Origin of the sequence: Brevundimonas sp. KM4 (assembly GCF_000964075.1) — a bacterium.
GTDB classification, from domain to species: domain Bacteria; phylum Pseudomonadota; class Alphaproteobacteria; order Caulobacterales; family Caulobacteraceae; genus Brevundimonas; species Brevundimonas huaxiensis.
The window spans coordinates 111902-136375 of sequence record NZ_JZRG01000008.1 but is presented as its reverse complement, the minus strand read 5'-3'; the positions used below and the strand labels follow the sequence as shown (position 1 = coordinate 136375).

At 66.7% G+C, this 24474-nt stretch carries 31 protein-coding genes; 16 read left to right on the top strand and 15 right to left on the bottom strand.

The window, feature by feature from the left end; all coding sequences use genetic code 11:
* Nucleotides 1–6 precede the first annotated feature (6 nt).
* Both VH88_RS04965 and VH88_RS04960 read left to right on the top strand, forming a co-directional pair.
* Nucleotides 7–1698 (top strand): HAMP domain-containing sensor histidine kinase, encoded by a 1692-nt coding sequence (locus VH88_RS04965; protein ID WP_045810267.1) that lies wholly within the window; start codon nucleotides 7–9, stop codon nucleotides 1696–1698.
* Between the two features lie 43 nt (nucleotides 1699–1741).
* Nucleotides 1742–2530, top strand: coding sequence for a hypothetical protein (locus tag VH88_RS04960; protein ID WP_045810266.1), 789 nt, complete (start codon nucleotides 1742–1744; stop codon nucleotides 2528–2530).
* Between the two features lie 3 nt (nucleotides 2531–2533).
* On the opposite strand, the gene VH88_RS04955 is transcribed toward VH88_RS04960, so the two are convergent.
* The 4 genes from VH88_RS04955 to VH88_RS04940 form a co-directional block, all read right to left on the bottom strand.
* Entirely contained in the window at nucleotides 2534–2875 is a 342-nt protein-coding gene (locus VH88_RS04955; protein ID WP_045810265.1) for a VOC family protein, read from the bottom strand.
* A 181-nt stretch (nucleotides 2876–3056) separates the two neighbouring features.
* Nucleotides 3057–3473 carry a GNAT family acetyltransferase gene (locus VH88_RS04950; protein WP_045810264.1) on the bottom strand — a complete coding sequence of 139 codons (417 nt, stop codon included), beginning with the start codon at nucleotides 3471–3473 and terminating at the stop codon, nucleotides 3057–3059.
* Nucleotides 3470–4555 carry a chorismate synthase gene (aroC, locus tag VH88_RS04945; RefSeq protein ID WP_045810263.1) on the bottom strand — a complete coding sequence of 362 codons (1086 nt, stop codon included), beginning with the start codon at nucleotides 4553–4555 and terminating at the stop codon, nucleotides 3470–3472. The genes VH88_RS04950 and aroC overlap by 4 nt, the downstream gene beginning before the upstream one ends.
* A 9-nt stretch (nucleotides 4556–4564) precedes the next feature.
* The gene (locus tag VH88_RS04940) at nucleotides 4565–5299 is read right to left on the bottom strand and encodes a DnaJ C-terminal domain-containing protein (RefSeq protein WP_045810262.1); all 735 of its coding nucleotides are present in this window, start codon (nucleotides 5297–5299) and stop codon (nucleotides 4565–4567) included.
* 111 nt (nucleotides 5300–5410) lie between these two features.
* Between VH88_RS04940 and pdxH the strand changes: the two genes are divergently transcribed.
* On the top strand, nucleotides 5411–6085 hold the full coding sequence (gene pdxH / locus VH88_RS04935) for a pyridoxamine 5'-phosphate oxidase (protein WP_045810261.1): 675 nt from the start codon (nucleotides 5411–5413) through the stop codon (nucleotides 6083–6085).
* A gap of 7 nt (nucleotides 6086–6092) precedes the next feature.
* Here pdxH and queA read toward each other — a convergent pair whose 3' ends face one another.
* Together queA and VH88_RS04925 are read right to left on the bottom strand one after the other, a co-directional pair.
* Complete coding sequence (gene queA / locus VH88_RS04930) at nucleotides 6093–7178, bottom strand: tRNA preQ1(34) S-adenosylmethionine ribosyltransferase-isomerase QueA (protein WP_045810499.1); 1086 nt, start codon at nucleotides 7176–7178, stop codon at nucleotides 6093–6095.
* A 344-nt stretch (nucleotides 7179–7522) separates the two neighbouring features.
* Nucleotides 7523–8809, bottom strand: coding sequence for a D-amino acid dehydrogenase (locus VH88_RS04925; protein ID WP_045810260.1), 1287 nt, complete (start codon nucleotides 8807–8809; stop codon nucleotides 7523–7525).
* A 135-nt stretch (nucleotides 8810–8944) separates the two neighbouring features.
* Here VH88_RS04925 and VH88_RS04920 point away from each other — a divergent pair, with 135 nt between their 5' ends.
* The 6 genes from VH88_RS04920 (at nucleotide 8945) to VH88_RS04895 (ending at nucleotide 13043) form a co-directional block, all read left to right on the top strand.
* Nucleotides 8945–9394 (top strand): Lrp/AsnC family transcriptional regulator, encoded by a 450-nt coding sequence (locus VH88_RS04920; protein WP_045810259.1) that lies wholly within the window; start codon nucleotides 8945–8947, stop codon nucleotides 9392–9394.
* A gap of 41 nt (nucleotides 9395–9435) precedes the next feature.
* Complete coding sequence (locus tag VH88_RS04915) at nucleotides 9436–9912, top strand: hypothetical protein (protein WP_045810258.1); 477 nt, start codon at nucleotides 9436–9438, stop codon at nucleotides 9910–9912.
* Between the two features lie 61 nt (nucleotides 9913–9973).
* Entirely contained in the window at nucleotides 9974–10318 is a 345-nt protein-coding gene (locus VH88_RS04910; protein WP_045810257.1) for a RidA family protein, read from the top strand.
* Between the two features lie 41 nt (nucleotides 10319–10359).
* Nucleotides 10360–12042 carry a lysine--tRNA ligase gene (locus VH88_RS04905; RefSeq protein WP_045810256.1) on the top strand — a complete coding sequence of 561 codons (1683 nt, stop codon included), beginning with the start codon at nucleotides 10360–10362 and terminating at the stop codon, nucleotides 12040–12042.
* A gap of 60 nt (nucleotides 12043–12102) precedes the next feature.
* On the top strand, nucleotides 12103–12492 hold the full coding sequence (locus VH88_RS04900; RefSeq protein WP_045810255.1) for a hypothetical protein: 390 nt from the start codon (nucleotides 12103–12105) through the stop codon (nucleotides 12490–12492).
* A 77-nt stretch (nucleotides 12493–12569) separates the two neighbouring features.
* Nucleotides 12570–13043 carry an SH3 domain-containing protein gene (locus tag VH88_RS04895; RefSeq protein ID WP_039246408.1) on the top strand — a complete coding sequence of 158 codons (474 nt, stop codon included), beginning with the start codon at nucleotides 12570–12572 and terminating at the stop codon, nucleotides 13041–13043.
* 60 nt (nucleotides 13044–13103) lie between these two features.
* Here the strand turns inward: VH88_RS04895 and VH88_RS04890 are convergent, their stop codons facing one another.
* From VH88_RS04890 to VH88_RS04870, 5 genes are all read right to left on the bottom strand, one after another.
* Nucleotides 13104–13739, bottom strand: a complete 636-nt coding sequence (locus tag VH88_RS04890; protein ID WP_045810254.1) for a helix-turn-helix transcriptional regulator — start codon at nucleotides 13737–13739, stop codon at nucleotides 13104–13106.
* 42 nt (nucleotides 13740–13781) lie between these two features.
* A complete protein-coding gene (locus tag VH88_RS04885; RefSeq protein WP_045810498.1) occupies nucleotides 13782–14222 on the bottom strand; it encodes a hypothetical protein in 441 nt (146 codons plus the stop codon).
* 91 nt (nucleotides 14223–14313) lie between these two features.
* Nucleotides 14314–14664: a hypothetical protein gene (locus VH88_RS04880; RefSeq protein WP_045810253.1), complete on the bottom strand. Its 351-nt coding sequence runs from the start codon at nucleotides 14662–14664 to the stop codon at nucleotides 14314–14316.
* A 176-nt stretch (nucleotides 14665–14840) separates the two neighbouring features.
* Nucleotides 14841–15236 carry a PaaI family thioesterase gene (locus VH88_RS04875; RefSeq protein WP_039246414.1) on the bottom strand — a complete coding sequence of 132 codons (396 nt, stop codon included), beginning with the start codon at nucleotides 15234–15236 and terminating at the stop codon, nucleotides 14841–14843.
* Nucleotides 15233–15733 carry a PaaI family thioesterase gene (locus tag VH88_RS04870; protein ID WP_231576580.1) on the bottom strand — a complete coding sequence of 167 codons (501 nt, stop codon included), beginning with the start codon at nucleotides 15731–15733 and terminating at the stop codon, nucleotides 15233–15235. The genes VH88_RS04875 and VH88_RS04870 overlap by 4 nt, the downstream gene beginning before the upstream one ends.
* A gap of 46 nt (nucleotides 15734–15779) precedes the next feature.
* On the opposite strand from VH88_RS04870, the gene VH88_RS04865 reads away from it, so the two are divergent.
* The gene (locus VH88_RS04865) at nucleotides 15780–16811 is read left to right on the top strand and encodes a ligase-associated DNA damage response exonuclease (protein WP_045810251.1); all 1032 of its coding nucleotides are present in this window, start codon (nucleotides 15780–15782) and stop codon (nucleotides 16809–16811) included.
* 3 nt (nucleotides 16812–16814) lie between these two features.
* Here VH88_RS04865 and VH88_RS04860 read toward each other — a convergent pair whose 3' ends face one another.
* The gene (locus VH88_RS04860) at nucleotides 16815–18425 is read right to left on the bottom strand and encodes a response regulator (RefSeq protein ID WP_045810250.1); all 1611 of its coding nucleotides are present in this window, start codon (nucleotides 18423–18425) and stop codon (nucleotides 16815–16817) included.
* Nucleotides 18426–18617: 192 nt separating this feature from the next.
* Between VH88_RS04860 and queC the strand changes: the two genes are divergently transcribed.
* Genes queC through VH88_RS04845 form a run of 3 tightly spaced genes read left to right on the top strand, consistent with a single transcriptional unit; the run spans nucleotide 18618 to nucleotide 20349 of the window.
* Complete coding sequence (queC, locus tag VH88_RS04855; RefSeq protein WP_045810249.1) at nucleotides 18618–19349, top strand: 7-cyano-7-deazaguanine synthase QueC; 732 nt, start codon at nucleotides 18618–18620, stop codon at nucleotides 19347–19349.
* On the top strand, nucleotides 19346–19981 hold the full coding sequence (queE, locus tag VH88_RS04850) for a 7-carboxy-7-deazaguanine synthase (protein ID WP_045810497.1): 636 nt from the start codon (nucleotides 19346–19348) through the stop codon (nucleotides 19979–19981). The genes queC and queE overlap by 4 nt, the downstream gene beginning before the upstream one ends.
* Nucleotides 19981–20349 carry a 6-carboxytetrahydropterin synthase gene (locus VH88_RS04845; protein ID WP_045810248.1) on the top strand — a complete coding sequence of 123 codons (369 nt, stop codon included), beginning with the start codon at nucleotides 19981–19983 and terminating at the stop codon, nucleotides 20347–20349. Before queE ends, VH88_RS04845 begins: the two co-directional genes overlap by 1 nt.
* 1 nt (nucleotide 20350) lies before the next feature.
* On the opposite strand, the gene VH88_RS04840 is transcribed toward VH88_RS04845, so the two are convergent.
* The gene (locus tag VH88_RS04840) at nucleotides 20351–20629 is read right to left on the bottom strand and encodes a hypothetical protein (protein WP_045810247.1); all 279 of its coding nucleotides are present in this window, start codon (nucleotides 20627–20629) and stop codon (nucleotides 20351–20353) included.
* A gap of 56 nt (nucleotides 20630–20685) precedes the next feature.
* Nucleotides 20686–21534 carry an acyl-CoA thioesterase II gene (locus tag VH88_RS04835; protein WP_045810246.1) on the bottom strand — a complete coding sequence of 283 codons (849 nt, stop codon included), beginning with the start codon at nucleotides 21532–21534 and terminating at the stop codon, nucleotides 20686–20688.
* A gap of 180 nt (nucleotides 21535–21714) precedes the next feature.
* Between VH88_RS04835 and VH88_RS04830 the strand changes: the two genes are divergently transcribed.
* The 3 genes from VH88_RS04830 to VH88_RS04820 all read left to right on the top strand — a co-directional run bounded on the left by VH88_RS04830 (nucleotide 21715) and on the right by VH88_RS04820 (nucleotide 23653).
* Nucleotides 21715–22203 (top strand): helix-turn-helix domain-containing protein, encoded by a 489-nt coding sequence (locus VH88_RS04830; protein WP_045810245.1) that lies wholly within the window; start codon nucleotides 21715–21717, stop codon nucleotides 22201–22203.
* Between the two features lie 338 nt (nucleotides 22204–22541).
* Nucleotides 22542–23243: a YafY family protein gene (locus tag VH88_RS04825; protein WP_045810244.1), complete on the top strand. Its 702-nt coding sequence runs from the start codon at nucleotides 22542–22544 to the stop codon at nucleotides 23241–23243.
* Nucleotides 23244–23410: 167 nt separating this feature from the next.
* Entirely contained in the window at nucleotides 23411–23653 is a 243-nt protein-coding gene (locus VH88_RS04820; RefSeq protein ID WP_231576579.1) for a hypothetical protein, read from the top strand.
* A 6-nt stretch (nucleotides 23654–23659) separates the two neighbouring features.
* Here the strand turns inward: VH88_RS04820 and VH88_RS04815 are convergent, their stop codons facing one another.
* Nucleotides 23660–24349: a response regulator gene (locus VH88_RS04815; RefSeq protein WP_045810496.1), complete on the bottom strand. Its 690-nt coding sequence runs from the start codon at nucleotides 24347–24349 to the stop codon at nucleotides 23660–23662.
* Nucleotides 24350–24474 lie beyond the last annotated feature (125 nt).

Sequence of the window (24474 nt, the reverse complement as noted above, 5' to 3'; positions counted from 1 at the left end):
CTGTCCATGATCCTGAGCCGCGCGCTCAATGTCGATGATCCCCACAGCGCGTCCGTGAAGGGCGTGCTGGCGGCTGGCCATCGGCCTAGCCCCGGCGGCGTCGACGGTCCGAACGGTTCCAGTCCGCTAATCCCGGTGCTGACGGGCGTGGCGGTCGCCATTCTGGTCGCCGTGGCTGTGGCCTATGGCCGTTCGGCCGGGCTGGTCGCCGGCCTGTGGGGCGCCAGCGGCGTCGCGGTCGCCGTGTGGCTGCGCACCAGCCGTGGTCACACCAGTGACCTCACCTTCGCCGGCGTCCTGACCGTCAGCATCCTGATCGGCGAGATCATCGCCGGCAACAAGCCGCCGCTGGCCCTCGCCTTCACCATCGCCAATATGATCGAGATCGTGGCGGCCGTTATGCTGGCGCGTCGCTTCTCGCCCACGCTCAACCTGTCCAGCCTGAATGGCGCGGTCAGCTTCCTGTTCTTCGCGGCGGTCCTGGCGCCGATCCCCGCCGCCCTGTGCAGCGTTCTGATCCTGTCGCTGATGGGCCAGGGCGACATCGTCTGGCAGGGTTTCCAGACCTGGTGGCTCGGCCACACCCTGGGCATCGCGGTCCTGGGATCGCTGGGCATGTCGTTGACGCCTGCGATGTTCGCGCGTCTGCTGAAGCCCAGGAAGCTGTTGGAAGCCGTCATTCTGATCGGCCTGGTGCCCGTCTTCTATTATGTCGCATTCACGGGTGACGTGCCGATGGGCTTCGTCCTGCTCCCGCTGTTGCTCGGCATCGCGGTCCGGCTCGGCGTCGCCGGCGCGGCCTTCACTCTGGTCGTGATGAGCATCCTGTTGGTCGGCAGCGCCATGATGGGGCATGGTCCCTACAGCAAGGGCGACCTGACCCACCAGGTTCTGATGGCCCAGATGCTGGTGCTGATCGGCTATATGCCCGTCCTGCTGGTGGCCTCATTGTTGGAAGAGCGCGATCTTCTGGCGGAGCGTGCCCGCGTTGGTCGCGAACGCGCGGAAAAGGCCTCGGAGGCCAAGTCTCGCCTGCTCGCCAACGTGGCGCATGAGATCAAGAGCCCTGTCGCCGGCATCATCGGCATTGGCGATCTGTGGCGGCAGGGCCATCTCGGGCCGGTCTCGGCCCAGCAGGCCGAGATGTCCGACATGCTGGTCAAGACCGCGCGGCAGGTCGAAACCCTGGCCCACGATCTGCTGGATGTGGCGCGCGCCGAATCCGGGGCGGTCCGGGTCGATCTGCGCCCGACTGACATTCCGGGCCTGCTGGAAGACGTGCGCCGCGCTTGTCTGTTGTGGCCCGACGCCGACCGCGTCGCCGTCGAGGTGGTCTGTGAGGGCGACGGCTTGATCGCGGTCGCGGACTCCCAGCGTCTGGCCCAGATCATCACCAACCTGACCAGTAATGCGCTGAAATACGGCGGGTCCGGCGGCCGTGTCGTTCTGCGTGCGCTGCGTCAGGACGACTGCGTCCGCATTGAAGTCAGCGATTTCGGCCCCGGCCTGTCGCTTCAAAAGCAGGCGCAGCTGTTCGAACCCTTCAACCGCCTGGGCCTTGAGCGGTCGACGGTCGAGGGGCATGGCGTCGGCCTGGCTCTGGCCAAGCGCCTGGTCGAGTTGCAGGGCGGCTCGATCGGCGTGATCTCGGCGCCGGGCGAGGGCGCCACCTTCTGGGTCGCGCTGCCCAAGGCGTGAGGTCGCGCTTGCGGTCGCACGCCGCCCGCGCGATGGTCGGGCCATGCCCATGATCGCCCTTGCCGCCGCCCTCGTGATTTCCGGACAGACGACGACGCCCCCGGCGCAACGTCCCGGTTCCAACCTGACCCGCGATCTGAACAGCGCGCCGCCTTCCGGCTTGGCCACGTCTCCGGCCGCATCCACCGCAGTTTCGACGCCGACACCGACAACGACTCCGGCGCCGACCCCCGGCGCGACGCAGGCCCTGCCTCCGATCGGTCAGACCCCCGCGGCATCGCCGCGTCCGGCGCCCGCCACGTCATCCGCGCCGCGCACGACCCAGACCCTGCCGCCGATTGGCCAAAACCCGGCGGCGACGACACGCCCGCAAACGCCAGCTCCGACCACCACGGCGCCTCAGGCGACCGCGCCTCGACCCACAACGACTGCGCCTGCCGCAACCCCGCCGGCCGCCGCGCCCGCGCCGGCGGCCTTGAACGCCGCCGCCATCGCCGCCCTGCCGTTCAGCATTCAACTGCCTGCCGGCCTGACGATCACCCCGGCGCGCGCGGGCGCGAACGCCAGCATCTATCGCGTCCAGCGCGGCGATCAGACCCTGCTGATGATCTACGCCGGCCCGTTGTCGCAGTTTCCAATCTATGACGGCGAAACGGTCCGCGCCGGCGGCCGCGCCTCGGTCGTCGTCACCGAAGGCAGCCGCCGTCTGGCGATGGAGCACCTGTTCCAGCGCGCGGCGGACCCCAAGGAGATCCACGTCTGGATCGCCAGCGTCGAAGGCGCGGACCGGGATCTGGCCGAACGCATCGGCCAGTCCGTCGACGCCAAATAAGGCTCAGGCCTCGGACCAGACGGCCATTTCGGTGCCGGCCGGATCGGCGAAGTGGAAGCGGCGACCGCCGGGGAAGCTGTAGATCGGTTTCACGATCCGGCCGCGCGCGCCTTCGACCTTGGCCTGCATGGCTTCCAGGTCCTGGGCGTACAGGACGGGCAGGGGAGCCTTGGTCTGATCGGCCTGATCGGCGTCGAACCCGCCGTCCAGTCCCTGTTCGAAGGCGGCATAGGTCGGGCCGTAATCCACGAACGTCCAGCCGAACGCCTGGGCGTAGAATTCCTTACTTGCGGGCAGGTCGGCGGCGGGCAGTTCGAGGTAGTCCAGCTTTCCGTCTTCACGCACGGTTGATCTCCTGAGTTGGGCGCCACCGGTCCCTTGTCTTGCACGCGCCCTCGACATGCGCAAACCTGCAAACGGTTCGCAGTTGCAGGAATCGAGCGATGATCGTCATGACGACAGGCCTGTCGTGCCTCGTGGCCCTGATGCGGCAAGACGAACGCCCAGCCGAACGTCCCGCGACGCCTCAGCCGTCCAGCCTGCGCCCCAGCACCACGACATCCTGCCGCTCCAGGCCCAGTCGTTCATAGAAGGCCAACGCCGCTCCGTTGTCGGTTCGCACCATCAGCTGAAGTTTCGGCGCGCCCTGGGCAGTCAGCCAGTCTTCGGCCGCCGCCATCAACCGACGCCCCAGGCCAGTCCCGCGATGTTCGGGATCGACAGCCAGATAATAGACCCAGCCCCGGTGGCCCTCGAAGCCGGTCATGACCGAACCGACGATTCGGTCGGCGTCCGTCGCGATCAGCACGGTCGAGGTCGCCGTGTCGCGCGCCAGCTTCAGGTCCAGCGCCGGATCGTTCCACGGCCGCGTCAGACCGCAGGCGGACCACAGGCCGATGACCTCGGCCTCGTCGCCATCGATGATGGGGCGGATATGGCTCATCCGACCTGGGCGCGATGCCTCAGATAGGCGTCGGCCAGCACGCAGGCGGCCATGGCCTCGACCACCGGCACGGCGCGCAGGGCGACGCATGGGTCGTGGCGGCCCTTGGTGCGCAGGTCCGTCTCTTCACCGTCGCGGGTGATCGTCTGGCGCAGGGTCAGGATGGAGGAGGTCGGCTTGAACGCCACCCGCGCCGTCACCGGCTGGCCCGTCGAAATCCCGCCCAGCACGCCGCCCGCCTTGTTCGACAGGAAGACCGGCTGCTTGTTCAGGTCCAGCCGCATCTCGTCGGCGTTCTGTTCGCCGGTCAGTTCGGCGGCCTCGAAGCCTGCCCCGATCTCGACCCCCTTGGCCGCATTGATCGACATCAGGGCCGCAGCCAACTCGCCGTCCAGCTTGCCATACAGGGGCGCGCCCCAGCCCGCCGGAACGCCCGTCACCTCCAGCGCGACGACCGCCCCGACCGACGATCCTGCCTTGCGGACGCCGTCCAGATAGGCCTCCCACTCGCCCACCACCTCGGCCGAGGCGGCGAACAGCGGATTAGTGTGCACGGCGTCGAAGTCGATTCGGTCCGGCGCAATCCGGTTCGGGCCGATCTGCACCACGCCGGCGCGGATCCTGATTCCGTCGCCCAGCACCTTGCGCGCCACGGCCCCGGCCGCCACGCGGCTGGCGGTCTCGCGCGCCGAGGATCGACCGCCGCCGCGGTGGTCCCGCACCCCGTATTTGGCCTGATAGGCATAGTCGGCGTGCCCGGGCCGATAGGCGCGGGCGATCTCGCCATAGTCCTTGGACCGCTGGTCCTCGTTCTCGATCAGGATCGAGATCGGCGTGCCCGTCGTCACCGGCCCGTCGCCGTCGTCGAACACGCCCGACAGGATGCGCGCCGTGTCGCTTTCCTTGCGCTGGGTCACGAAACGGCTGCCGCCCGGCTTCCTCTGGTCCAGCCAGGGCTGAAGATCCGCCTCGGTCAGGGGGATCATCGGCGGGCATCCGTCCACGACGCAGCCGATCGCCGGCCCGTGGCTCTCGCCCCAGGTGGTCACGCGAAACAGATGGCCGAAGGTGTTGTGCGACATGGCCCCGACTTAGGCCGCCAGACGCTCCTGCGTCCAGACCCGCGTGAACCGCACCAGCAGGTCCTCCGCCGCCGAGGGAACATCGGACGACGGCTCCAGCGTCACGAACAGATGCCCCGCCGGCCGTGATCCGCGCGCGGGCAGGCCCAGGTCCTTCAACCGCACCCGCACCGGCGCGGCCATGTCGGCGGTGATCCAGGCCGAGCGCGTGCCGACAGGGGTCTCGATCTCCACCCGCCCGCCGTCGGCCATCAGGCGACGCTCGACGGCCCAGGTCATGAACAGGTCGTCGCCGACAACCGACAGCCCGTCCTCGGGCCGGATCAGCACCGACAGATAGAGGTCGCTCCCGTCCGCCGCCCCGCGCCTCAACCGCAGATGATCGCCGCTGCGCAGGCCCTTGGGCGCCGTGATCCGCACCGTGCGCGCGCCCAGCCGGACCTCGACCTGACCCCCGGCCAGGGCCTGCATCGGCGACAGGACCAGAACCGGCGACGGCGCGGGCCGCGCGGTTGGCGCCGACAGGGCGGGGCGAGGGGGCTGGTGCGCCTGGATCAGCCGATAGGCCGCGATCACGCGCCGGAACCGCTCGGCGTCCCCGCCCGCCTGATCCGGCCGCGCCGCCTTCACCGCCGTGCGGAAGGCGGCCTTCAGCTGGGACGCATCGACATCGCCACTGAGGCCCAGGATCGACAGGGCCTCGCGGACGCCGGACACATCTGAAATCGGAACAGGCGCGCTCATGCCGTCACCGTTCGCCCATCAGGGTCAATGGGCGGTTAACCCTGACGACGAGGCACCCGTTTTTGACCGCGATCATTTCCAGCCGCGCCTGCACGGACTACATCACCCTCCATGACCGCATCCGTGATCCCGCCCAGCCCGTCGCGTGAGGAATACGCCCGCGACTATGCCGCCGCCCTGGCCGCCAATGGCGACGAGACCATCTTCGACCGGCCCGAACCCATCGGCCTGTTCGTCGAATGGCTGGCCGACGCGAGGGCGCACGAGCCGAACGATCCGAACGCCATGACCCTGTCCACCGTCGACGCCGACGGCCTGCCGGATGCGCGGATCGTGCTGCTGAAGGACGTCGATGCGCGGGGCTTCACCTTCTATTCGAACAGCCAGAGCGCCAAGGGCGTCGAATTGGCCGGTTGCGCGGCCGCCGCCCTGACCTTCCACTGGAAATCCCTGCGTCGTCAGGTGCGGGTGCGCGGCGCGGTCGAGCCGGTCACGCCGGCCGAGGCCGACGCCTATTTCGCCAGCCGCGCGCGCGAAAGCCGCATCGGCGCCTGGGCCTCGGACCAGTCCCGCCCCCTGTCGGATCGCACCGTGCTGGAAGAGGCCGTGGGTCGCGAAACCGCACGCTTCGATGGTCAGGAGGTGCCGCGCCCGTCCCACTGGACCGGCTGGCGCGTCGTGCCGCGCTCGGTCGAGTTCTGGCGCGATCGCCCGTTCCGCCTGCATGATCGACTGCGGTTCGACCGCGACGGCGAGGCCTGGCGCTCGGGCCGTCTCTGGCCCTGACCCGCGATCAGTCGCGGAACAGCAGCGATCCGTCGCCGTAGGAATAGAAGCGATAGCCGTCGGCGACCGCATGGGCATAGGCCGCCTTCATCGTCGCCGTGCCCGCAAAGGCGCTGACCAGCATGAACAGCGTCGACTTCGGCAGGTGGAAGTTGGTCATCAGCACATCGACCGCCCGGAACCGATAGCCCGGCGTGATGAAGATGGCCGTGTCGCCGTGGAAGGGCTTGATCTCGCCGTCCTCGGCCGTCGCGCTTTCCAGCAGCCGCAGGGAGGTGGTGCCGACGCAGACGATGCGCCCGCCCTTTGCATGGACGGCGTTCAGGGCGGCGGCGGTTTCAGGCGACACCTCGCCCCATTCGCTGTGCATCTTGTGGTCGGCCAGGTCGTCGGCCTTGACCGGCAGGAAGGTGCCGGCCCCGACATGCAGCGTCACCGCATGGGTCGAGACGCCCTTGGCGCGGATGGCGTCCAGCAGTGCAGGGGTGAAATGCAGCCCCGCCGTCGGCGCCGCGACCGACCCGTCATGCTCGGCGAAGACGGTCTGATAGTCCGACCGGTCGCGGTCGTCCTCGGGGCGTTTCGCGGCGATATAGGGCGGCAGGGGCATGACCCCGACATCGCGGATCGCATCGTCCAGCGCCGGCCCCGCCAGGTCGAAGGTCAGGGTGATCAGGCCATCTTCCCCCTTGGCCGTCACCGTGGCGTCCAGCCGTCCCAGGTTGCAGGCGGCGTCGCTCGCGTTTCCAAACCGGATCCGATCCCCCGGTTTGATCCGCTTGCCCGGCTTCATGAAGGCGGACCAGACGTCGGGCGCGTCGCGGTGATGCAGCGTCGCCTCCACCTCGACCGTCAGGGTTTCGCCCTCGGCCCCGATCCGCTGACGCACGCCCGACAGACGGGCGGGAATGACCCGCGTATCGTTGAACACCAGGGCGTCGCCGGGCTGCAGGAAGTCCGGCAGATCGCGAATGATCCGGTCTTCCAGCGCGCCGCCTTTCACCACCAGCAACCGTGCGGAATCGCGCGGATCGGCCGGGCGCAACGCAATCCGGTCTTCGGGCAGGTCGAAATCGAAATCGGCGGTCTTCATCGCGCGCTCTATAGGGCGCTCCGACGCGCCGCGCCACGCCGCGACGCCCTGCCAGCGCATCGTCGGCGCCCCGCTGTCTGATTTCCAACGGGTTTTCGCGCCCGAACGGCGTCTAACCGACCGCGCCCCTGCCGTGTGGTAGACTGGCCGTGGATCTTTGACAGCGTAAGTTCAGGCGGAAGGGACGACCAAATCCCGCCCGCGCCTTACCCGGATGATGGCGCCGGATTAGACGAATTAGACACTTTAGACGGTGAATTCCCGTCCGCGGCCCAAGGCTCCACCGTCGCGAGATTAGACGAATTAGACTCTTTAGACGGTAAAATTCCCGCCGCCGTCTGATCTCAGCTGAAGCCCGGCGCAAACGCCCCCGCCCAGGCGCCATAGCGGTTCAGCGACAGGTCGCGGGTCTCGATCTCGGGCGCCTTGCCGTCGACCATGTCGGCCAGAACCCGCGCCGAGCCGCACGCCATGGTCCAGCCCAGGGTGCCGTGGCCGGTGTTCAGATAAAGCCCCGGAACCTTGGTCGCGCCGATCACCGGCGTACCGTCCGGCGTCATCGGGCGCAGGCCCGACCAGTAGCTGGCGCCCGCCAGGTCGCCGCCGCCCGGAAACAGGCTGCCGACCGAATGGGCCAGGGTCTCGCGGCGGACGGCGGGCAGGGTGTTGTTGTATCCCGACAGCTCGGCCATGCCGCCCACGCGGATGCGATCGCCCAGGCGCGTGATCGCCACCTTGTAGCTCTCGTCCATGACGGTGGAGACGGGCGCCCGGTCTTCGTTCACGATCTTGGCCGTGATCGAATAGCCCTTCACCGGATAGACCGGCAGATCCAGACCCAACGGCTTGGCCATCATCGGCGAATAGGAGCCGAGCGCCAGGATCACCAGATCGGCCGTCATAGGGCCCTTGCTGGTTAGGGCGCCGGTCGCGCGACCGTCCGTCATCGTGATCGACTGAATCTCGGTTCCGGTGTGGAAGACCACGCCGCGCTCCGCCGCCAGCTTGGCCAGGGCGTTGGTGAACAGGAAGCAGTCGCCGGTCTCGTCATGCGGCAGACGCAGACCCCCGACGAAATCGACGTCGGAGGCTGCCAGGCCCGGCTCGGCCGCGATACAGCCCGCGCGGTCCAGAACCTCGCACGGCACGCCGGCGGCCTTCAGCACATCGACGTCCTTGTGCACGTCGGCCAGCTGCTTTTCCGTGCGGAACAGCTGCAGCGTGCCCTGCTGGCGACCGTCATAGGCGATGCCGGTCTCGCGGCGCAGCAGGTCGATCTGGTCGCGGCTGTACTCGGCCAGGCGCACCATCCGGCTTTTGTTCAGCGCATAGCGGTCATGGGTGCAGTTGCGCAGCATGGCCACGGTCCAGCGCACCATGGCCATGTCCAGCCGCGGCCGCACGATCAGCGGCGCGTGGCGCATCAGCAGCCACTTCATCGCCTTGACCGGGATCGACGGAGCAGCCCACGGCGCGGAATAGCCCGGCGAGATTTGCGCGGCGTTCGCGAAGCTGGTTTCCAGCGCCGGACCGGCCTGCCGATCCACGACCGTGACCTCATGCCCGGCCTGGCTGAGATACCAGGCGGTGGTGACGCCGATGACGCCCGATCCAAGCACCAGAACCCGCATGTGACGTTTCCAAGCCCAATGTTGTTATTCGCCGCAAGCTAGCGCCGCATGGATCGACGATCCTGCCTGTTTGCGCAACGATCGGTCGCTGATAGAAGTCTAACGCAATAATCTGCGGCTAAAAGGCGGAAACTTGTGTCCCTGCTCGATCCTATCGACCAACGCCTCCTTCAACGGCTCCGCGCCGACGGGCGCATCAGCAATGCGGACCTGGCCTCCGCCGTCGGTCTGTCGCCTTCCGCCTGCCTGCGGCGCGTGCGGCGGCTGGAAGAGCGTGGGGTGATCCGGGGCTATGCCGCCGTCCTGGCCAACGACAGCGACGACGGCGTCGTCGCCTATGTCGAGATCACGCTGGAGAAGCAGACCGACGACCACATGCGCCGGTTCGAGGCGGCCGTCCGCAACCACCCGGAAATCCGCGACTGCTATCTGATGGCGGGCGAGGCCGACTACATCGTCCGCGCCGTCGCGCCCGACATCGCCGCCTATGAGGTGATCCACAAGGACGTCCTGTCGCGCTTGCCGGGCGTGTCGCGCATCCATTCCAGCCTGGCGATCCGCAACGTCTTGGCGGCGCGCGGCTGAAACGGGCTGAACCTTCCGGCCCGGTCGGGTGTTGTGGCGGCATGAAAGCCCTCGATCTCCTCCCGTCCGCCCTCATCGGCGCCGTCGCCAGCGCCCGTTCCATGACCCCGATGGCGGCCCTCGCCACCGCCGAACTGGCGCACAAGCCCTTGCCCGGCCGCGTCTTCCTGCTGAACCGGCCGCTGTTCAAGTTCGGCGCCCTGGCCATGGGCGTGGGCGAACTGCTGGGCGACAAGATGAAGACCGCGCCCGACCGCACCGTCTTCCTCGGCCTATTGGCGCGGGTCATGAGCGCGGGCATCGCCGGCGCCGCCCTGGCCCCGCGCGGCAAGGAGAAGCTGGGCGCCGGCCTGGCGATCGGCACGGCCGTGCCGCTGGCCTATCTGACCCTCTCGGGCCGCAAGAAGGCCATGGCCCGCATCGGCCAGACCAAGAGCGGCCTGATCGAGGACGCCCTGATCGTCGGCGCCGGCGCCCTGGTCGTCGGCCTGACCGTCTCGCGGTTCAACCGCCGCTAGCCGCTCGACAGCCGGGCCCCGGCGGCGATAGGTGGGGGGCGTTTTCGAAGGACCCCCGCCCATGATCACCCGCATCCAGCCCGGCGCCCGCATGAGCGAGGCCGTCGTCCACGGCGACACCATCTATCTGTCGGGCCAGGTCGGCGAGCCCGGCGACGACGTGGCGACGCAAACCCGAACGGCGCTGGCCGAGATCGAGGCCCTGCTGGCCGAGGCCGGCAGCGACAAGTCCAAGATCCTGATGGCCCAGATCTGGCTGGCGGACATCGCCGACTTCGAGGCGATGAACAGCGTCTGGGACGCCTGGGTCGACACCGCCAACCCGCCGGCCCGCGCCACGGGCGAAAGCCGCCTTGCGTCGCCCGACTACCGGGTCGAGATCATCGTAATCGCCGCCAAAGCCTGATCACGGTTGACCGGGCGGGATGCAGACTGCAAACCGCCGCCATGCTTCAGAACCTCGAAACCCTCGCCCGCGAGGCCAAGTCCTGGCCCTTCGAACAAGCCCGCAACCTGCTGGCCCATGTTCTGAAGAAACGGCTGGGCGAGGCCGAGCGAGCCGAAGCGCGCGCCCTGATCGACGCCGGCAAGGCGGATGAAGCCCTGGCGGCCTTTCCCGCCTTGCAGCGCCCGGTGATCCTGGAGACCGGCTATGGCCCGTCGGGCCTGCCGCACATGGGCACCTTCGGCGAGGTCGCCCGCACCACCATGGTGCGCAACGCCTTTCGCGCCCTGACCGGCGACCACTGGCCCACGCGCCTGATCGCCTTCTCCGACGACATGGACGGCCTGCGCAAGGTGCCGGAGGGCGTGCCGAACCCGGAGATGCTGCGCGAGGACCTGCACCTGTCCCTGACGCGGGTGCGCGATCCCTTCGGCACCCACGACAGCTTCGGCGCGCACAACAACGCCCGCCTGCGCGCCTTCCTCGACAGCTTCGGCTTCGACTATGAGTTCATGTCCTCGACCGAGACCTATAGGTCGGGTCGGTTTGACGCGACGTTGCTGACCCTGCTGGAGCGGTTCGACGCGGTCCAGGCCATCATGCTGCCGACCCTGGGCGAGGAGCGCCGCGCCACCTATTCGCCCTTCCTGCCCATCAGCCCGATCACCGGCCATGTGCTGCAGGTTCCGACCCTGGCGCGCAACGTCGAGAAGGGCACGATCACCTTCGAAGATCCCGCCGGCGAGCCGGGCAACCGCACCGAGGTGCCGGTCACGGGCGGTCATGTGAAGCTGCAATGGAAGCCAGACTGGGCCATGCGCTGGGTCGCGCTCGACATCGACTACGAGATGTCGGGCAAGGACCTGATTGAGAGCGTGCGCGAAAGCTCCAAGGTCTGCCGCGCCCTGGGCGGCACCCCTCCCGAAGGCTTCAACTACGAGCTCTTCCTCGACATCGAGGGCAAGAAGATCTCCAAGTCCAAGGGTAACGGCCTGACGATGGACGATTGGCTGCGCTATGGCACGCCCGAGAGCCTGTCATGGTACATGTTCCAGTCGCCGAAGTCGGCCAAGAGCCTGCACTTCAACGTCATTCCGCGCGCCATCGACGACTATCTGGCCTTCATCGAAAGCTACAAGACCCAGGAGCCGGCCAAGCGGATCGACAACGCCGTCTGGTCGATCCATGCGGGCGATCCGCCGACCCACACGTCGCCGGTGTCCTTCGCCCTGCTGCTGAACCTGGTCGGCGTGGCCAACGCCTCGACCAAGGACCAGCTGTGGGCCTATTTCGCCAAATACCTGCCTGACGCGACGCCGCAAAACGAGCCGCTGCTGGACCGGCTGATGGACCACGCGCTGAACTACTACGAGGACTTCGTGAAGCCCGCGAAGTCCTATCGCCTGCCGGACGACAAGGAAAAGGCGGCGCTGCTGGATCTGGCCGAACGGCTGAAGGCGCTGCCGGCCGACACCACGGACGGCGAGCTGATCCAGAACGAGGTCTATGCGGTCGGCAAGGAACACGCCTTCGAGCCGCTGCGGGCCTGGTTCGGCGCGCTCTATGAGGTGCTGCTGGGCGCTAGCCAGGGGCCGCGCTTCGGTTCGTTCGCCGCCATCTACGGCCTGCCGCAGACGATCGCACTGATCGAAGCGGGCGCAAACGGAGAGCTGGCGCAACCTTGACCTTGCGTCAGGGTTGTTGCGTGATGCCAGCCTGATAGGACGTAGCCGGGGGAGGCGAGGTTGCGTTACGAGATCGACGAGGCGAACAGGGTCCTGATGCTCGACCTGGTGTCGGCCGGGTCGGCCGACCGCGTGTTGAAAGCGACGGTCGATCTGATCACGCAAAGGCCTGAGCTCTGCAGCTGGGACTGGATCGTCGAATGCGAACCCATGACCGACGACGCCACCGTCCAGCATCTGGCGAAGCTGGCTGAAGCCTGGGGGCCGCCGCCGTCCGTCGAAGCGGTGACGGTTTTCGTGACAAACGACCGCATGCTCCATCTGTGGGCGCGTGTGCTGGACTTCCAGTTCGTGCGTCGGAAACACTTCATCGAACGCGACGTCGATATCGCCAAACGTTTCGTCGCCCGCCGCCAGTCCGCGCGCATTGCCAAGATGAACGGAAAATAACGGCGAAGCTCCGGGAGCCTTCAGGTTCGTCCGTGCATTCTCCCCTCATCGGCAAACGCGCTGACAGGAGAAGAGTTATGTCGAACAAGATTTTCAAGACCGGTCTGGCCACTGCTGCCGCCTTAGCCGCCATGGTGACCGCCGCCCCGATGTCCGCCCAGGCCCAGGCCAACGGCGTGACCAATTGTGACGCGCCTGGCGGTCGCCAGCGTGCGGGCGCCCTGATCGGCGCCGTGGTCGGCGGCGTGGTGGGCTCGAACCTCGCCCGCAACGAGCGCACGGCCGGCACCATCGTCGGCGCGGGCGCCGGCGCCGCCGCCGGTTCCTATATCGGCTGCAACCAGCAACGCGCGCGTGCGGCTTCGGCCTCCAGCGGCGCCCAGTATCGCGCTTCGTCGAACCTGCGCATCCGCAGCGGCCCCGGCACCAACTATCGCCAAGCCGGCACGCTGTCGGCAGGCCAGCCCTTCACCGCCATCGGTTCGCAAGGTGAATGGGTCCAAATCGCAGGCGGTGGTTGGGTGAACGCCCACTACGTCACGGCCAACTGAGTCCAGTTCGCCCTAATCGAAAGCCCCGTCCGGTTCGCCGGGCGGGGTTTTTGCTGCGCCTTACTGGCTGACCCAGAGGATGCGGGCCATCCATTCGATCTCGCGCCGGGGCACGGTCCTGGGCGGATAGTCGGGATTGATCGAGGCCAAGGTGACGGCGCGGCTGGTCAGGCTGGTGACCTCCTTGGCCACGGTTTCTCCGCTGGTCAGGCGGGCGACAACGCGGTCGCCTTGTCGAACCTGCGTCGCTTCTTGATCGACGATGACGCGATCGCCTTCGCGATAGAGGGGCGACATCGAATCGCCGGTTATCCGAAGGCTGAACAGGGTGTCCTTGGCGCGCGGCAGATCGGTCTGATCCCAACCTTCGCCGACCGGCAGGCCGGCGTCGTCGAAAAACCCGTCCTGACCCGCCTTGGCCAGACCCAGCAAGGGGACGCTGGTCGGCGTCTCCGGCGCGTCCTCAGCCAGCACCGCAAACTCCGATAGCGACAGGCCCGTCGCCTGAAGCACCAGCGTCATGCTCTCGGTCGACGGCCAGCGCGGACGCGGCGGATCGCCAAGTCCGAAGCGTTTTGAGGGATTGAAACTCGTCGCATCCAGACCGGCCCGTCGCGCCAAGCCCGACGGCGTCAGCCCTTCACGTCGCGCCAAGGCGTCGACGGCCTTCCAGAGCTTGGCGTGGGATAGCGGCATGGACTTCCAGCGACCGATTCGTCGCTAGAATACGATCAAGCGTTAGGAATTTCTACCTACCAGCATCGCCGCACGGCGCTCCTGCCAAGCGTAGAATGTGCCGATGACGATGCAGCCGATAATGAGATAACCATTGAGATTCATAACTGTGATCAACGATCCTAGCAGCACAGGTTGTTTGGCGAGCATCATGACGTGAGCCATGACTGTGATCAGCTGGATGCCGCTCGCCCACACGGGCCATGATTGCCGATAGCGCCAGGCAACACCGACGAAGACTATCAAAACAGCAAGATCGATCAGAAACAAACCGGCAGGCAGGCCGCGAAAGCCGCTGTTTTGCTGCAAGATAATGGATGCGAACCAAGCAAACAGATAAGCCCCGGCGCCCATTCTTTCAGCAGGTCCACCCTTCATGAAGGCAAACAGAGCCATGCCGACCATGAACACGGCGCCCACAATCGCATAGACGATATTGACCATAACAAAATCGCCCCCACGCAAAATACGTGGGGGCGATAATGAACGAAGTCAGATCAAACTGAAATCTCGGTAAGCCAAGCTTACCAAGAATTCACGCGACGCGATGCAAATGCGTCGGCGTCAGGGCCGATTTGGGGTCGAGCCAATCGTCGGGCTTGGCGATCGGGCCAGCGGCGTAGGTGCCGAAACCGAGGCGGCGGTGATCTTTTTGCAGCTCGGCGTGACAGGCCACGATGGACTCACGCGCGGCCGAGAGGGCGGCGATGGTTTCCATGGCCTTGGCTTGCGACAGCGTGCCGGAGACCGGCGACAGCGACAGGGCGGCGCGAGCGCCGATGAAGGATTGAACCAGCGTGGTCGCCTGGGTGATCGCGGCGTCGATCGCGAGTTCGGTAGCATGCAGATCGCCAGCAACGCTGGTGACGACTTCAGTGCGGTCCATGAAAGCCCCTCAAAGACAGGTTTACAACGGCCGTATGGTTATCACGTCTTAACCCTGTTTGGTAGAGCAATCTTTACCATATCGGCAATCGCGCGTTGAAGCGCCGCCGTAAGCAAGGCGTTGAAACCCAATGAGAGCAAGAAGTCGGCGCGAATCAGCGCGCTAGGGCGCGGTGATCAGTCCTGGTTGTCCAGCAGGAAGTGTGCGGTAAGGGACGCAATCGGCTGTTGACGTTCTTCCTGCCAGGCCTCCGCATGCACGTGGGCGACGCGCCGACCGGCCCGGCTGATGCGGGCGCGAGCAAAGACGTCGATCGGCCTGCCGGTGCGCAGATAGGCGACCGTCACATTGATCGGGCGGGGCAGACGCGGACCCGGAAAGCTGAGCGCCACCTGAGCCATGGCCGTCATTTCCAAAAGGGCGGCCGTCGATCCGCCATGCAGGGCGGGCAGCATCGGATTGCCGATCAGCTTATCGTCGAAGGGCATGACGACAGTGACTTCGTCGCCGCTTACCAGGGTCTGAAGGCCGAGAAAGCGGGCGTAGGGCATGCGGTTCAGGATGTCGGTCATGCCGCCGCTCCTGTTGCTTGGGGCGTCCGCTCGCGGGTTTGGTTGAGGATATAGGCGGCTTGCGCGGCGGCGACCGGGTCTGATGGATCGTCTTCGAAGGCCCAGGCGCGCACGAAGGCGATGCTGGGCGTCAGGCGGAAGCAAAGGCCCTGTGCCAGCAGGTCCTGACGCGGCCTGGCCGCGCGCATGTAGTCGACACGCAAATCAAGTGTGGCGATGGGCTGGAAGGCGTCCATCGCAGTCCACACCGCCAATCCGCCTATATGATCCAGCAAGGTCGTCACCAGACCGCCTGCGAAGACGCCGCTGTCGGGATCGCCGACCAGATCCTCACGCCACGGCACGCGAATACGGGGCTGGCCATCGTGCAGGCCGTCGAAGGTGAAGCCCAAGGCGCCGGTGTGGGCGGCGCCGGCGGCCAGTTGCGGCAGGATGGTGGTCAGGAAGCTCTCGTGCATCGTGCGGACTGAACCTGTTGCGCCGATTTTCGGGGTCATCCTCTATGGGGCGGCGACCCGACGGCGTCGAGAGCGTTACCGCAAGATGATCCGCCCCGAAGACCTGCTGCACCCCACGCCCGCTGGCCTCTACTGCCCGCCGGGAGATTTCTACATCGACCCGGTTCGGCCGGTGGATTGCGCCGTCATCACGCACGGGCACGCCGACCACGCGCGCGCCGGTCACGGGGCGGTGCTCGCGACGCGCCAGACCCTGGCGATCATGGCTGAACGTTATGGCGCGGACTTCACGTTGCAGCCCCAGTCAGTGGAATACGGCGAGGCAACAGCGATCAATGGGGTCGATCTCAGATTGGCGCCTGCCGGCCATGTGCTGGGTTCGGCCCAGGTCGAGGTGCGCTGGAAGGGGCTGATCATGGTCGTGTCCGGCGACTACAAGCGCCGCCGCGATCCGACCTGTGCGCCGTTCGAGCCTGTGCCGTGTCACGTCTTTATCTCGGAGGCGACGTTCGGCCTGCCGGTCTTCAGCCATCCGCCGGCGGAGGACGAGGTCGGGCGGCTGGTGCGCTCGCTGGGACAGTTTCCCGAGCGGGCGCATCTGGTCGGCGCCTATGCGCTGGGCAAGGCGCAGCGGATCATCCGTCTGCTGCGCGAGGCTGGATGGGACCGCACCATCTATGTGCACGGGGCGCTGGAGCGGCTGAACGCCCTGTACGAAAGAGAAGGGGTCGATCTGGGCCCGCTGGCGCCGACCCGCGATCTGCCCAAGAATGCGCTGGGCGGCGAGGTCGCTATCGCACCGCCATCCGCCATCCAGGATCGGTGGGCGCGTCGGTTCGCCGATCCGGTCACGGCCTTTGCTTCAGGCTGGATGGGGGTGAAGGCGCGGGCGCGGCAGCGCGCCGTGGAACTGCCGTTGGTCGTGTCGGATCATGCCGACTGGAACGAACTGACCTCGACCTTCACCGAGATCAAGCCGGAGGAAATCTGGATCACCCATGGTCGCGAGGAGGGTTTGCTACGCTGGGCCGAGATCAACGGCCAGAAGGCGAGGGCGCTGCGTCTGGTCGGCTATGACGAAGAGGACGAAGAGGCCTTGGACGTTCGTCCGGACTGACGATCAGGCGACGGCGCGATCGGACTGGTCCTGTTCGTCCGCGGCGGAGATGGCGGCGTTCATCGCCATTCGCAGACGTTCGGGCTTGATGGGCTTTTCGACCACGGCGGCCATGCCGATCGACAGATAGTGTTTGGCGTCTTCGGGGTCCGCATTCGCGGTCAGGGCCACGATCGGCACGCGGCCGACAGCGCCGGGCAGGGCGCGAATGGCCTGCGTCGCCTGAACGCCGTCCATCCGGGGCATCTTGATGTCCATCAGGACCAGGTCGTAGCGGCTTTCCTGAACGGCCTGAAGAGCCTCCAGGCCGTCCTCGGCCAGTTCGGAACTGCAGCCGAACATCTCGCACAGCGCCTGGGCGACGACGCGGTTGGTGGCGTTGTCATCGACGATCAGGATGTGCGGAGCGGATTTCAGGTCCAGGCCCGACAGATCCGACACGTTCGATTGCGCTTCCGCCTCGACGACGGCGCGGGGCGCGGTCAGGTCGAAGGCGAAGGTGGCGCCGCGTCCCTTGTTGTTCTCGGCCCAGATTCGGCCGTCCATCCGGTCGATGACCTGACGACAGATCGACAGGCCCAGGCCGGCGCCGTCGGGGCCGGAACCGTGCACGAAGGGCTCGAAGATGGAATCGACGCGTTCCGGCTCGACGCCCGGGCCGTCGTCGCGAATGCGGGCTTCCATACGAATGCGATCGCCTTCGCCCCAGGCCTTGAGACCGGCCTCAACCACGCCGTTGCGGGCGAACTTCAGCGCATTGCCGATCAGGTTGTTGAACACCTGCTTCAGGCGCACGCCGTCGATGACGGCCGCCAGTTCGGTGTCGCCTTCGTAGCCGACGAGCAGGGTCACGCCGTCCTGAGAGGCGCGCGGCTCCCACATCGACTGGATGTCGTCCATGACCGCGCGAAGGGCGGTCGGCTCGGTCTTCAGCTCCAGTTCGCCGGCCTCGGCCTTGGACAGGTCGACGGCGTCCTGGAGGATGCGCAGCAGGGTCTCGGACGAGTCGACGATGGTCTGGACGTGCGCCTGAGCCGCCGTATTCAACGGCTGGCGGCGGAGCAGTTCGGCGACGGCCAGGACGCCGTTCATCGGCGTGCGCAGCTCGTGGCTCATGATGGCCAGGAACTGGCTCTTGGCGCGAGCGGCGGCGATGGCTTGGGCGCGGGTGTCGCTGAGGATCGCCGCCTGTTCGGCCAGTTCGGCGTTCTGCTCGCGCTGACGCGTGTTGACGGCCTGCAACAGGGTGGCAGCGGTGCCCACGCCCCAATAGGCGCCGTTCTTGGTGACGATGAAGCCGCGCAGAAGGGCGGCCGGACCGCCCTTCAGCATGATGTCGCAAAAGGCGTCGATCCGGACACCGGCCTCGACCACGGCCGGCTCGGCATCCATGGCGAAGGTGATGGGGCGGAGGTCGTAAAGAGCGTGGCCGAAGCGGGCGGCGATTTTCTGAAGAAAGGCGGTGCGTTCGACCAGGCCGACGGGGCGGTCGCCATCGACCACGGGAATGACCAGCGTATCCGGCTCGCGTTCGAAACGCGCCAGAACCTCGCAGCCGAGAGTCGTCGGTGCAACCGGTTTTGGACGCTCGGAAAGGGTCTCGATGGTCGGCATACTGCCTGGAACTCCTACTCATTGTGAGTAAAAGCCCAAATCGCTTGCGGATTAGTTAAGCGGCGTCATCCAAGACGCAAATCCGCCTTTTTTGCTCAGGGGTTGGGTCTGGTGTATGAGGCCCGCCCGACCCATCTTGGTCCCCATCCTTTTGTGCATGCGCGCGGCCGACCGGCCGACCGCAGATTTGTCATGAGCGCCATCCTGGAAAAGACCTCCCCCACTGCTAGCAAGACGGCCCTGGTTCTGTTCTCCGGCGGGCAGGACAGCGCGACCTGCCTGGCCTGGGCGCTGGAGCGGTTCGAGCGGGTGGAGACGGTCGGCTTCGACTATGGCCAGCGCCATCTGGTGGAGATGCAGGCGCGTCAGTCCGTGCGCGACGGAATGAAGACGGCTCTGCCGCAGTGGGCCGATCGCCTGGGCGACGACCATGTGGTGGACCTGACCGGATACGGTCGGATCGCCGAGAGCGCCCTGACCGCCGACCGCAAGATCGAGATGGACGCGCGCGGCCTGCCGACGACCTTCGTGCCGGGACGCAATCTGATCTTCCTGGTCGCAGCTGCGGCGCTGGCGGATCGGCGAGGGCTGGAAGTCCTGGTCGGCGGCATGTGCGAGACGGATTATTCGGGCTATCCGGACTGCCGCCACGAGACGATGGAGGCGATGGCGCGGGCGCTGTCGCTGGGGCTGGACAAGCCGGTCGTCATCGACACGCCCCTGATGTGGTTGACCAAGGCCCAGACCTGGGAACTGGCGCACAGCATCGGCGGCGACAGGCTGATCGAGCTGATCATCGAGGATAGCCACACCTGCTATCAGGGCGACCGGACGCATCGACACGCCTGGGGCTATGGCTGCGGGTCTTGCCCGGCCTGCGAACTGCGCGCGGCCGGCTATGACGAATGGGCGTCGGGGCGATGACCTATTCGGCCAAGGAAGTGTTCCTGACGGTTCAGGGCGAGGGCGGACAGGCGGGGCGACCGGCGGTCTTCCTGCGGTTCGCCGGCTGCAATCTGTGGAGCGGGCGCGAGCAGGATCGGGCCAGCGCCGTCTGCACCTTCTGCGACACCGACTTTGTCGGCGTCGACGGCGACGGGGGCGGCAAGTTCGCCACGCCGGATTTACTGGCCGATCACGTCGCGGCGATGTGGCGCGGGCGTGACGGCGATCCGAAACTGGTGGTTTGCACGGGCGGTGAGCCCTTGCTGCAGCTGGATGGCCCGCTGATCGACGCGCTGCATGCGCGCGGGTTCGAGATCGCCATCGAATCGAACGGGACGATCGCAGCGCCGGCCGGCGTCGATTGGATCTGCATCAGTCCCAAGGCCGATGCGGATGTGGTGCAGACGCGCGGGGCCGAGCTGAAACTGGTCTTCCCCCAGACCAAGGCCATGCCGGATCGGTTCGAACATCTGGATTTCGAACGGTTCTGGCTTCAGCCGATGGACGGGCCGGATCAGGTCGAAAACACCGCCGCCGCCATCGAATACTGCCTGACCCACCCACAGTGGCGCTTAAGCGTCCAGACCCACAAATACATCGGCGTCCGCTAATGCCCGTCTTCGAGATCACCAAACAGGCGACCTTCGACGCCGCCCACCACTTCCCGAACGAGCCCGAGGGCAGCATCTATCGCCGCGTCCACGGCCATTCCTTCACGGTCGAAGCGACGGTGCGGTCCGAGGTGCTGGACGTCGAACACGGTTGGGTGGCGGACCTGGGCGCGCTGGACCGGGCGCTGAAAGCGGCGGCCGAGACGCTGGATCACGGCATGCTGAACGAGCACGAGGGACTGGAGCTGCCCAGTCTGGAGAATCTGTGCCTGTGGTTCGCCAAGACGCTGAAACCTGAATGGCCGGGCCTTTGTCGGATTCAGGTGGCGCGGCCGACGATCAACGAGCGCTGCCTTCTAAGTCTCTGATCTAGCAGCGTTTGCCCTGACGCTGGCGCTGTTCGCAGCGGCGTTGTTCGCGTTCATAGTCGCGCTGTTCACGCTCGCGACGCAGTTTGGTTTCCTCGTCCGAGGTGGTGACGGCGTCAAAGCCGGCGCCGACGACCGCGCCGGTGGCTTTCGCCGTCCCGCCGACGACCGCAGCGGTCCCGCCGACGACGGCGCCGACAAGGCAGCCCTGCAGCATCAGACAACCGCCCAGAACGACGGCGACTTGGGATACGGAAACGAGGCGATTTCGACGACGCATGGGCGACACTCCAGAGATTTGGAATAGTCGTCGATAATGATGAATGAGGGCTGACTTCAGGCGGGACGTTGCGGCAGCAGTTTGCGGCGTTGGCGCGAGAGGGCCAGCGGCGTTCCATCAGCGCCCCAGGCGATCGCCTCGTCCACCGTCCAGCCCAGGCCGAGGTCCAGCATTCTGAACTCGAAAAAGGCCCAGCCGTCCGGCGCAGTCTGCGGCGTCGGATCGGTCAGGATATCGATACGCAGATCGACCGTGGTCATGGCGGCTGGCGTCTTGGATGCGGTCCAGGCGGGCGGGTACAGCGCATCCAGCAGGTAGCACAGGCCGACCTCATCCAAGGGCCGGGCGTCCGCCATCCGCATCCAGGTGCGCTCGATCACCGGCTTGCCCTCATTGCCGCCAAGGATGTTGGGGCCGCCGTCGAAGCGGTATTCGACGTGCTGGGCGAAATGCGGCGACATCGGCCCGCGTATCGTGGCCCTGGGGTCCAGTCTGTCCAGAGGCGGGGGCGGCGCGTGCAACGGCGTCAACGGCGCCGGCACGGCGTCCAACCCATAGGTGCCGGTGGCATGGTGGGTCATGCGCCCGTCCTGCTCGGCCTCGACCGCGGCATACAGCACGTTACGGCCGCCGCGCAGCAGGCGAGGGCGAAAGGCGACCTGTTCACCGAACCTTGCCGCTGACAGATATTGGACTGACAGCGTCCGAAGGGGCGCCCTCAGCGCCAGTCCCTGTCGCATCGATTGGGCGCACAGGGCCGCCAGCAGCCCGCCGAATGGAAAGCCCTTCTCCGGCGCCATGCTCGATGGGCCATTCGAGAAATGACCCGACACGGGCGCGGACAGACCGCCGTCTTCGAGGACTAGGAGTGTAAGGGCGGCGTCGAGGGAGATGGGCGGCGTCATTGCGCAATCCTGCGTCAGGCGAAGAAGCGGCGGAAGACCTGATGACGATCTCCCGCCGAAGTCCAAGGAACAAGGCGGCGGACCGGGAGGCTCGCACGTCCGTTGCGAAACAAGACTGACTTGGAGCGTTCGGATTTGCAACCCTTGCCAAATGCCTGACGCGGCGTCACTTTCGCGCCTATGGGACGCACCGCCGACTACAGCCGCCAAAGCTGCTCCATCGCCGCCACGCTTGAGGTGATCGGCGATCCCTGGACCCTGCTGGTCATTCGCGACGCTTTCAACGGCGTCAGCCGGTTCGAACAGTGGCAAGACAATCTGGGCGTGGCGCGCAACGTCCTGGCCGCCCGGCTCAAAAGCCTAGTTCAGCACGGCGTGCTGGAGCCGCGCCTGTATTCCGAACGCCCGCCGCGCAACGAATATGTCCTGACCGCCAAGGGCAAGGATCTGTACGGTGTTCTGGTCACCCTGCACGGATGGGGGAACAAGCACGTCTATGGCGACGCCGACAGCGGCATCGACATGGTCCACAAGACCTGCGGCCATTCCCTGACCCCACGCATCGCCTGCGGCTGCTGCGGCGAGATCGTCAAACCCAGAGACATGGTTCTGACCCGTGCCGAGAACAGGCCGACAGTCGGCGACGTGATGCCCAAGGAAGCGGCTTAGAGGGCGCTGCGTCCGACCATGAATCGTCTGATGTTGAGATCACTGATCGCAACCGCAGTCGTCTCCAGCGGTCATCGCTGGAGCTTGGGTCTCCAAGATGGAAGGCGACTGCAGGCGGTTGCTCGCAACCAGTTCCCAAAGCGATGTCGAGGTGCGCCGCACGAGCGCGGGCATCTGCTATCCTTGTCGCTCAGACGGCCCCTTGTACGATATCAGTTATCGCGCGTGCGAGGGCGGCGATCGCGCCTATCGCGCGTCCTGATACGGCGAGCCGCTAGCTATGCCCATGTCGCCGCCCTACTGACGCTTTCTGACAGCAGGCCTGCTAGGATCGCGGGGTGTCACGCTCCGAACACCTTCTCGATCTGCTGAACGTCATGCGGAGGCATCGTCGGCCGGTGAGCGGGCAGGTGTTGGCCGAGGAGATGGGCGTCAGCCTGCGGACGCTTTACCGCGACATCGCCAGCCTGCAGGCGCAAGGGGCGACGATCGAGGGGGAGGCGGGGGTCGGCTATATTCTGAAGCCGGGCTTCATGCTGCCGCCGCTGATGTTCACGCCGGAAGAGATCGAGGCCCTGGTGCTGGGGTCGCGCTGGGTGGCGGACCGGGCCGACCCGCGCATGCGCGATGCGGCGCTGGCGGCGCTGGGACGGATCTCGGCGGTGCTGCCGCCCGACCTGCGCGACGAGATGGATACCTCGGCCCTGCTGGTCGTGCCGGGAGAGCCGTTCCCGGCGGATCGGGTCGATCCGGCCTTATTGAGGAAAGCGATCCGCACCGAGCGACGGCTGAAGCTATGTTACCGCGACGAGGCGGGGTCGGCGTCCGAGCGTATTGTCTGGCCGTTCGCCCTGGCCTTCTTCGACCGCGTGAGATTGCTGATCGCGTGGTGCGAACTGCGCGGTGATTTTCGCAGTTTCCGCACCGACCGCATCGTCGAGGTGGAGGTCATGGACGCGCGCTATCCGGCGCGTCGCCAGGCGCTGATGAAGACTTGGCGCGAGGCGCATGAAAGGTCGCGCTTAGGAGAAGGCTGCTGACGGAAACTGGCAGCAGCTAAGGCTAGGGTTTGGCGTGTTGGAAACACGAGGGGCCGGGCTGATGAGCGATATCGAGGACATTCTTCTGGCCGTCGCGGATCCGGAGGTCAGTGCGCGCTTCTATGCCACCTTGCTGGGTTGTCGGCCTGTGGTGGCGGGACCGGATCGTGCCTTTCAAGCTGACTTCGGGCCGGGCGCTTGGGCTGCTGCGGCGTGCCGGCGATCGGCGCGAGGTGTGCGAGGTCGACTTTCCGCTGGAGGGCGCCGCGGCGGTGGATCAGGCGCATATCGACTGGTGGGATCGCGGGGCGCGCATTCTGACGCCGCCGACGGACGTTTCGCCTGTCCGCAGCTTCGTAGCGGGCGACCCGGACGGCCATAGGCTGAGGGTCTACGCCGTCGCGGCGTAAGGGAGATCAGACCTCGGCCTCGAGCCGGTATCCGACCCCGCGTACATTGGTCAGCAGGCCGGCGGCGTCTGCGGCGTCCAGCTTGCGGCGCAGGTGGCTGACATGGCTGTCGATCGTGCGTTCCAGAACCGCCTGATTGGGGAAGCAGGCCTGCATGATCTCGCTGCGGCTGAAGACGCGCACGGGCGTGCGGGCCATGTGGGCCAGGATGCGGAACTCGGTCAGGGTCAGGTCCAGACGGCGCTTGCCCGACGGCGTCAGGATCGCCGCCAGGTAGTTCTCCAACTGAACTTCCAGCGGACCGACGCGCAGGGTCTTGGCGGCCCGGCCGCCCCCGCTGCGTCGCAGGATGGTCTGGATCGAGGCCGTGACCTCGGCCGGCTTGAACGGCTTGGCGATATAGTCGTCCGCTCCGATCCGCAGCGCCTGCAGTTTGTCGGCGGCCTCGTCCCGGTCGCCGACCATGATGACGGGCGTTTCGCCCCGCCGACGCAGTTCGCCCAGCACATCCCAGCCGTCGCGCACGGGCAGGCGGACGCTGAGCAGGGCGAGATCGGGTTTGAGCGACGCATGCAGGTCGGCCGCCTGCTGGCCGTCTGCGGCGACGACGGTGCGAAAGCCGTCCCGACGCAGGGCCGCGTCCAGGATTTCGACGCCCTCGGCGGCGTCATCGGCGATCAGGATCAGGCTGCTCATGGCGTCTCCGAAAGCCGCCATCGCGCCAGATCGTCGCGTCGTCCAGCAAAACCGGAAGGCTGCAGTGAAGTTTCATATCGCCGTCGCAAAGCCTTCACGCAGGCGAAGAAAAACCCCCTCCCGCC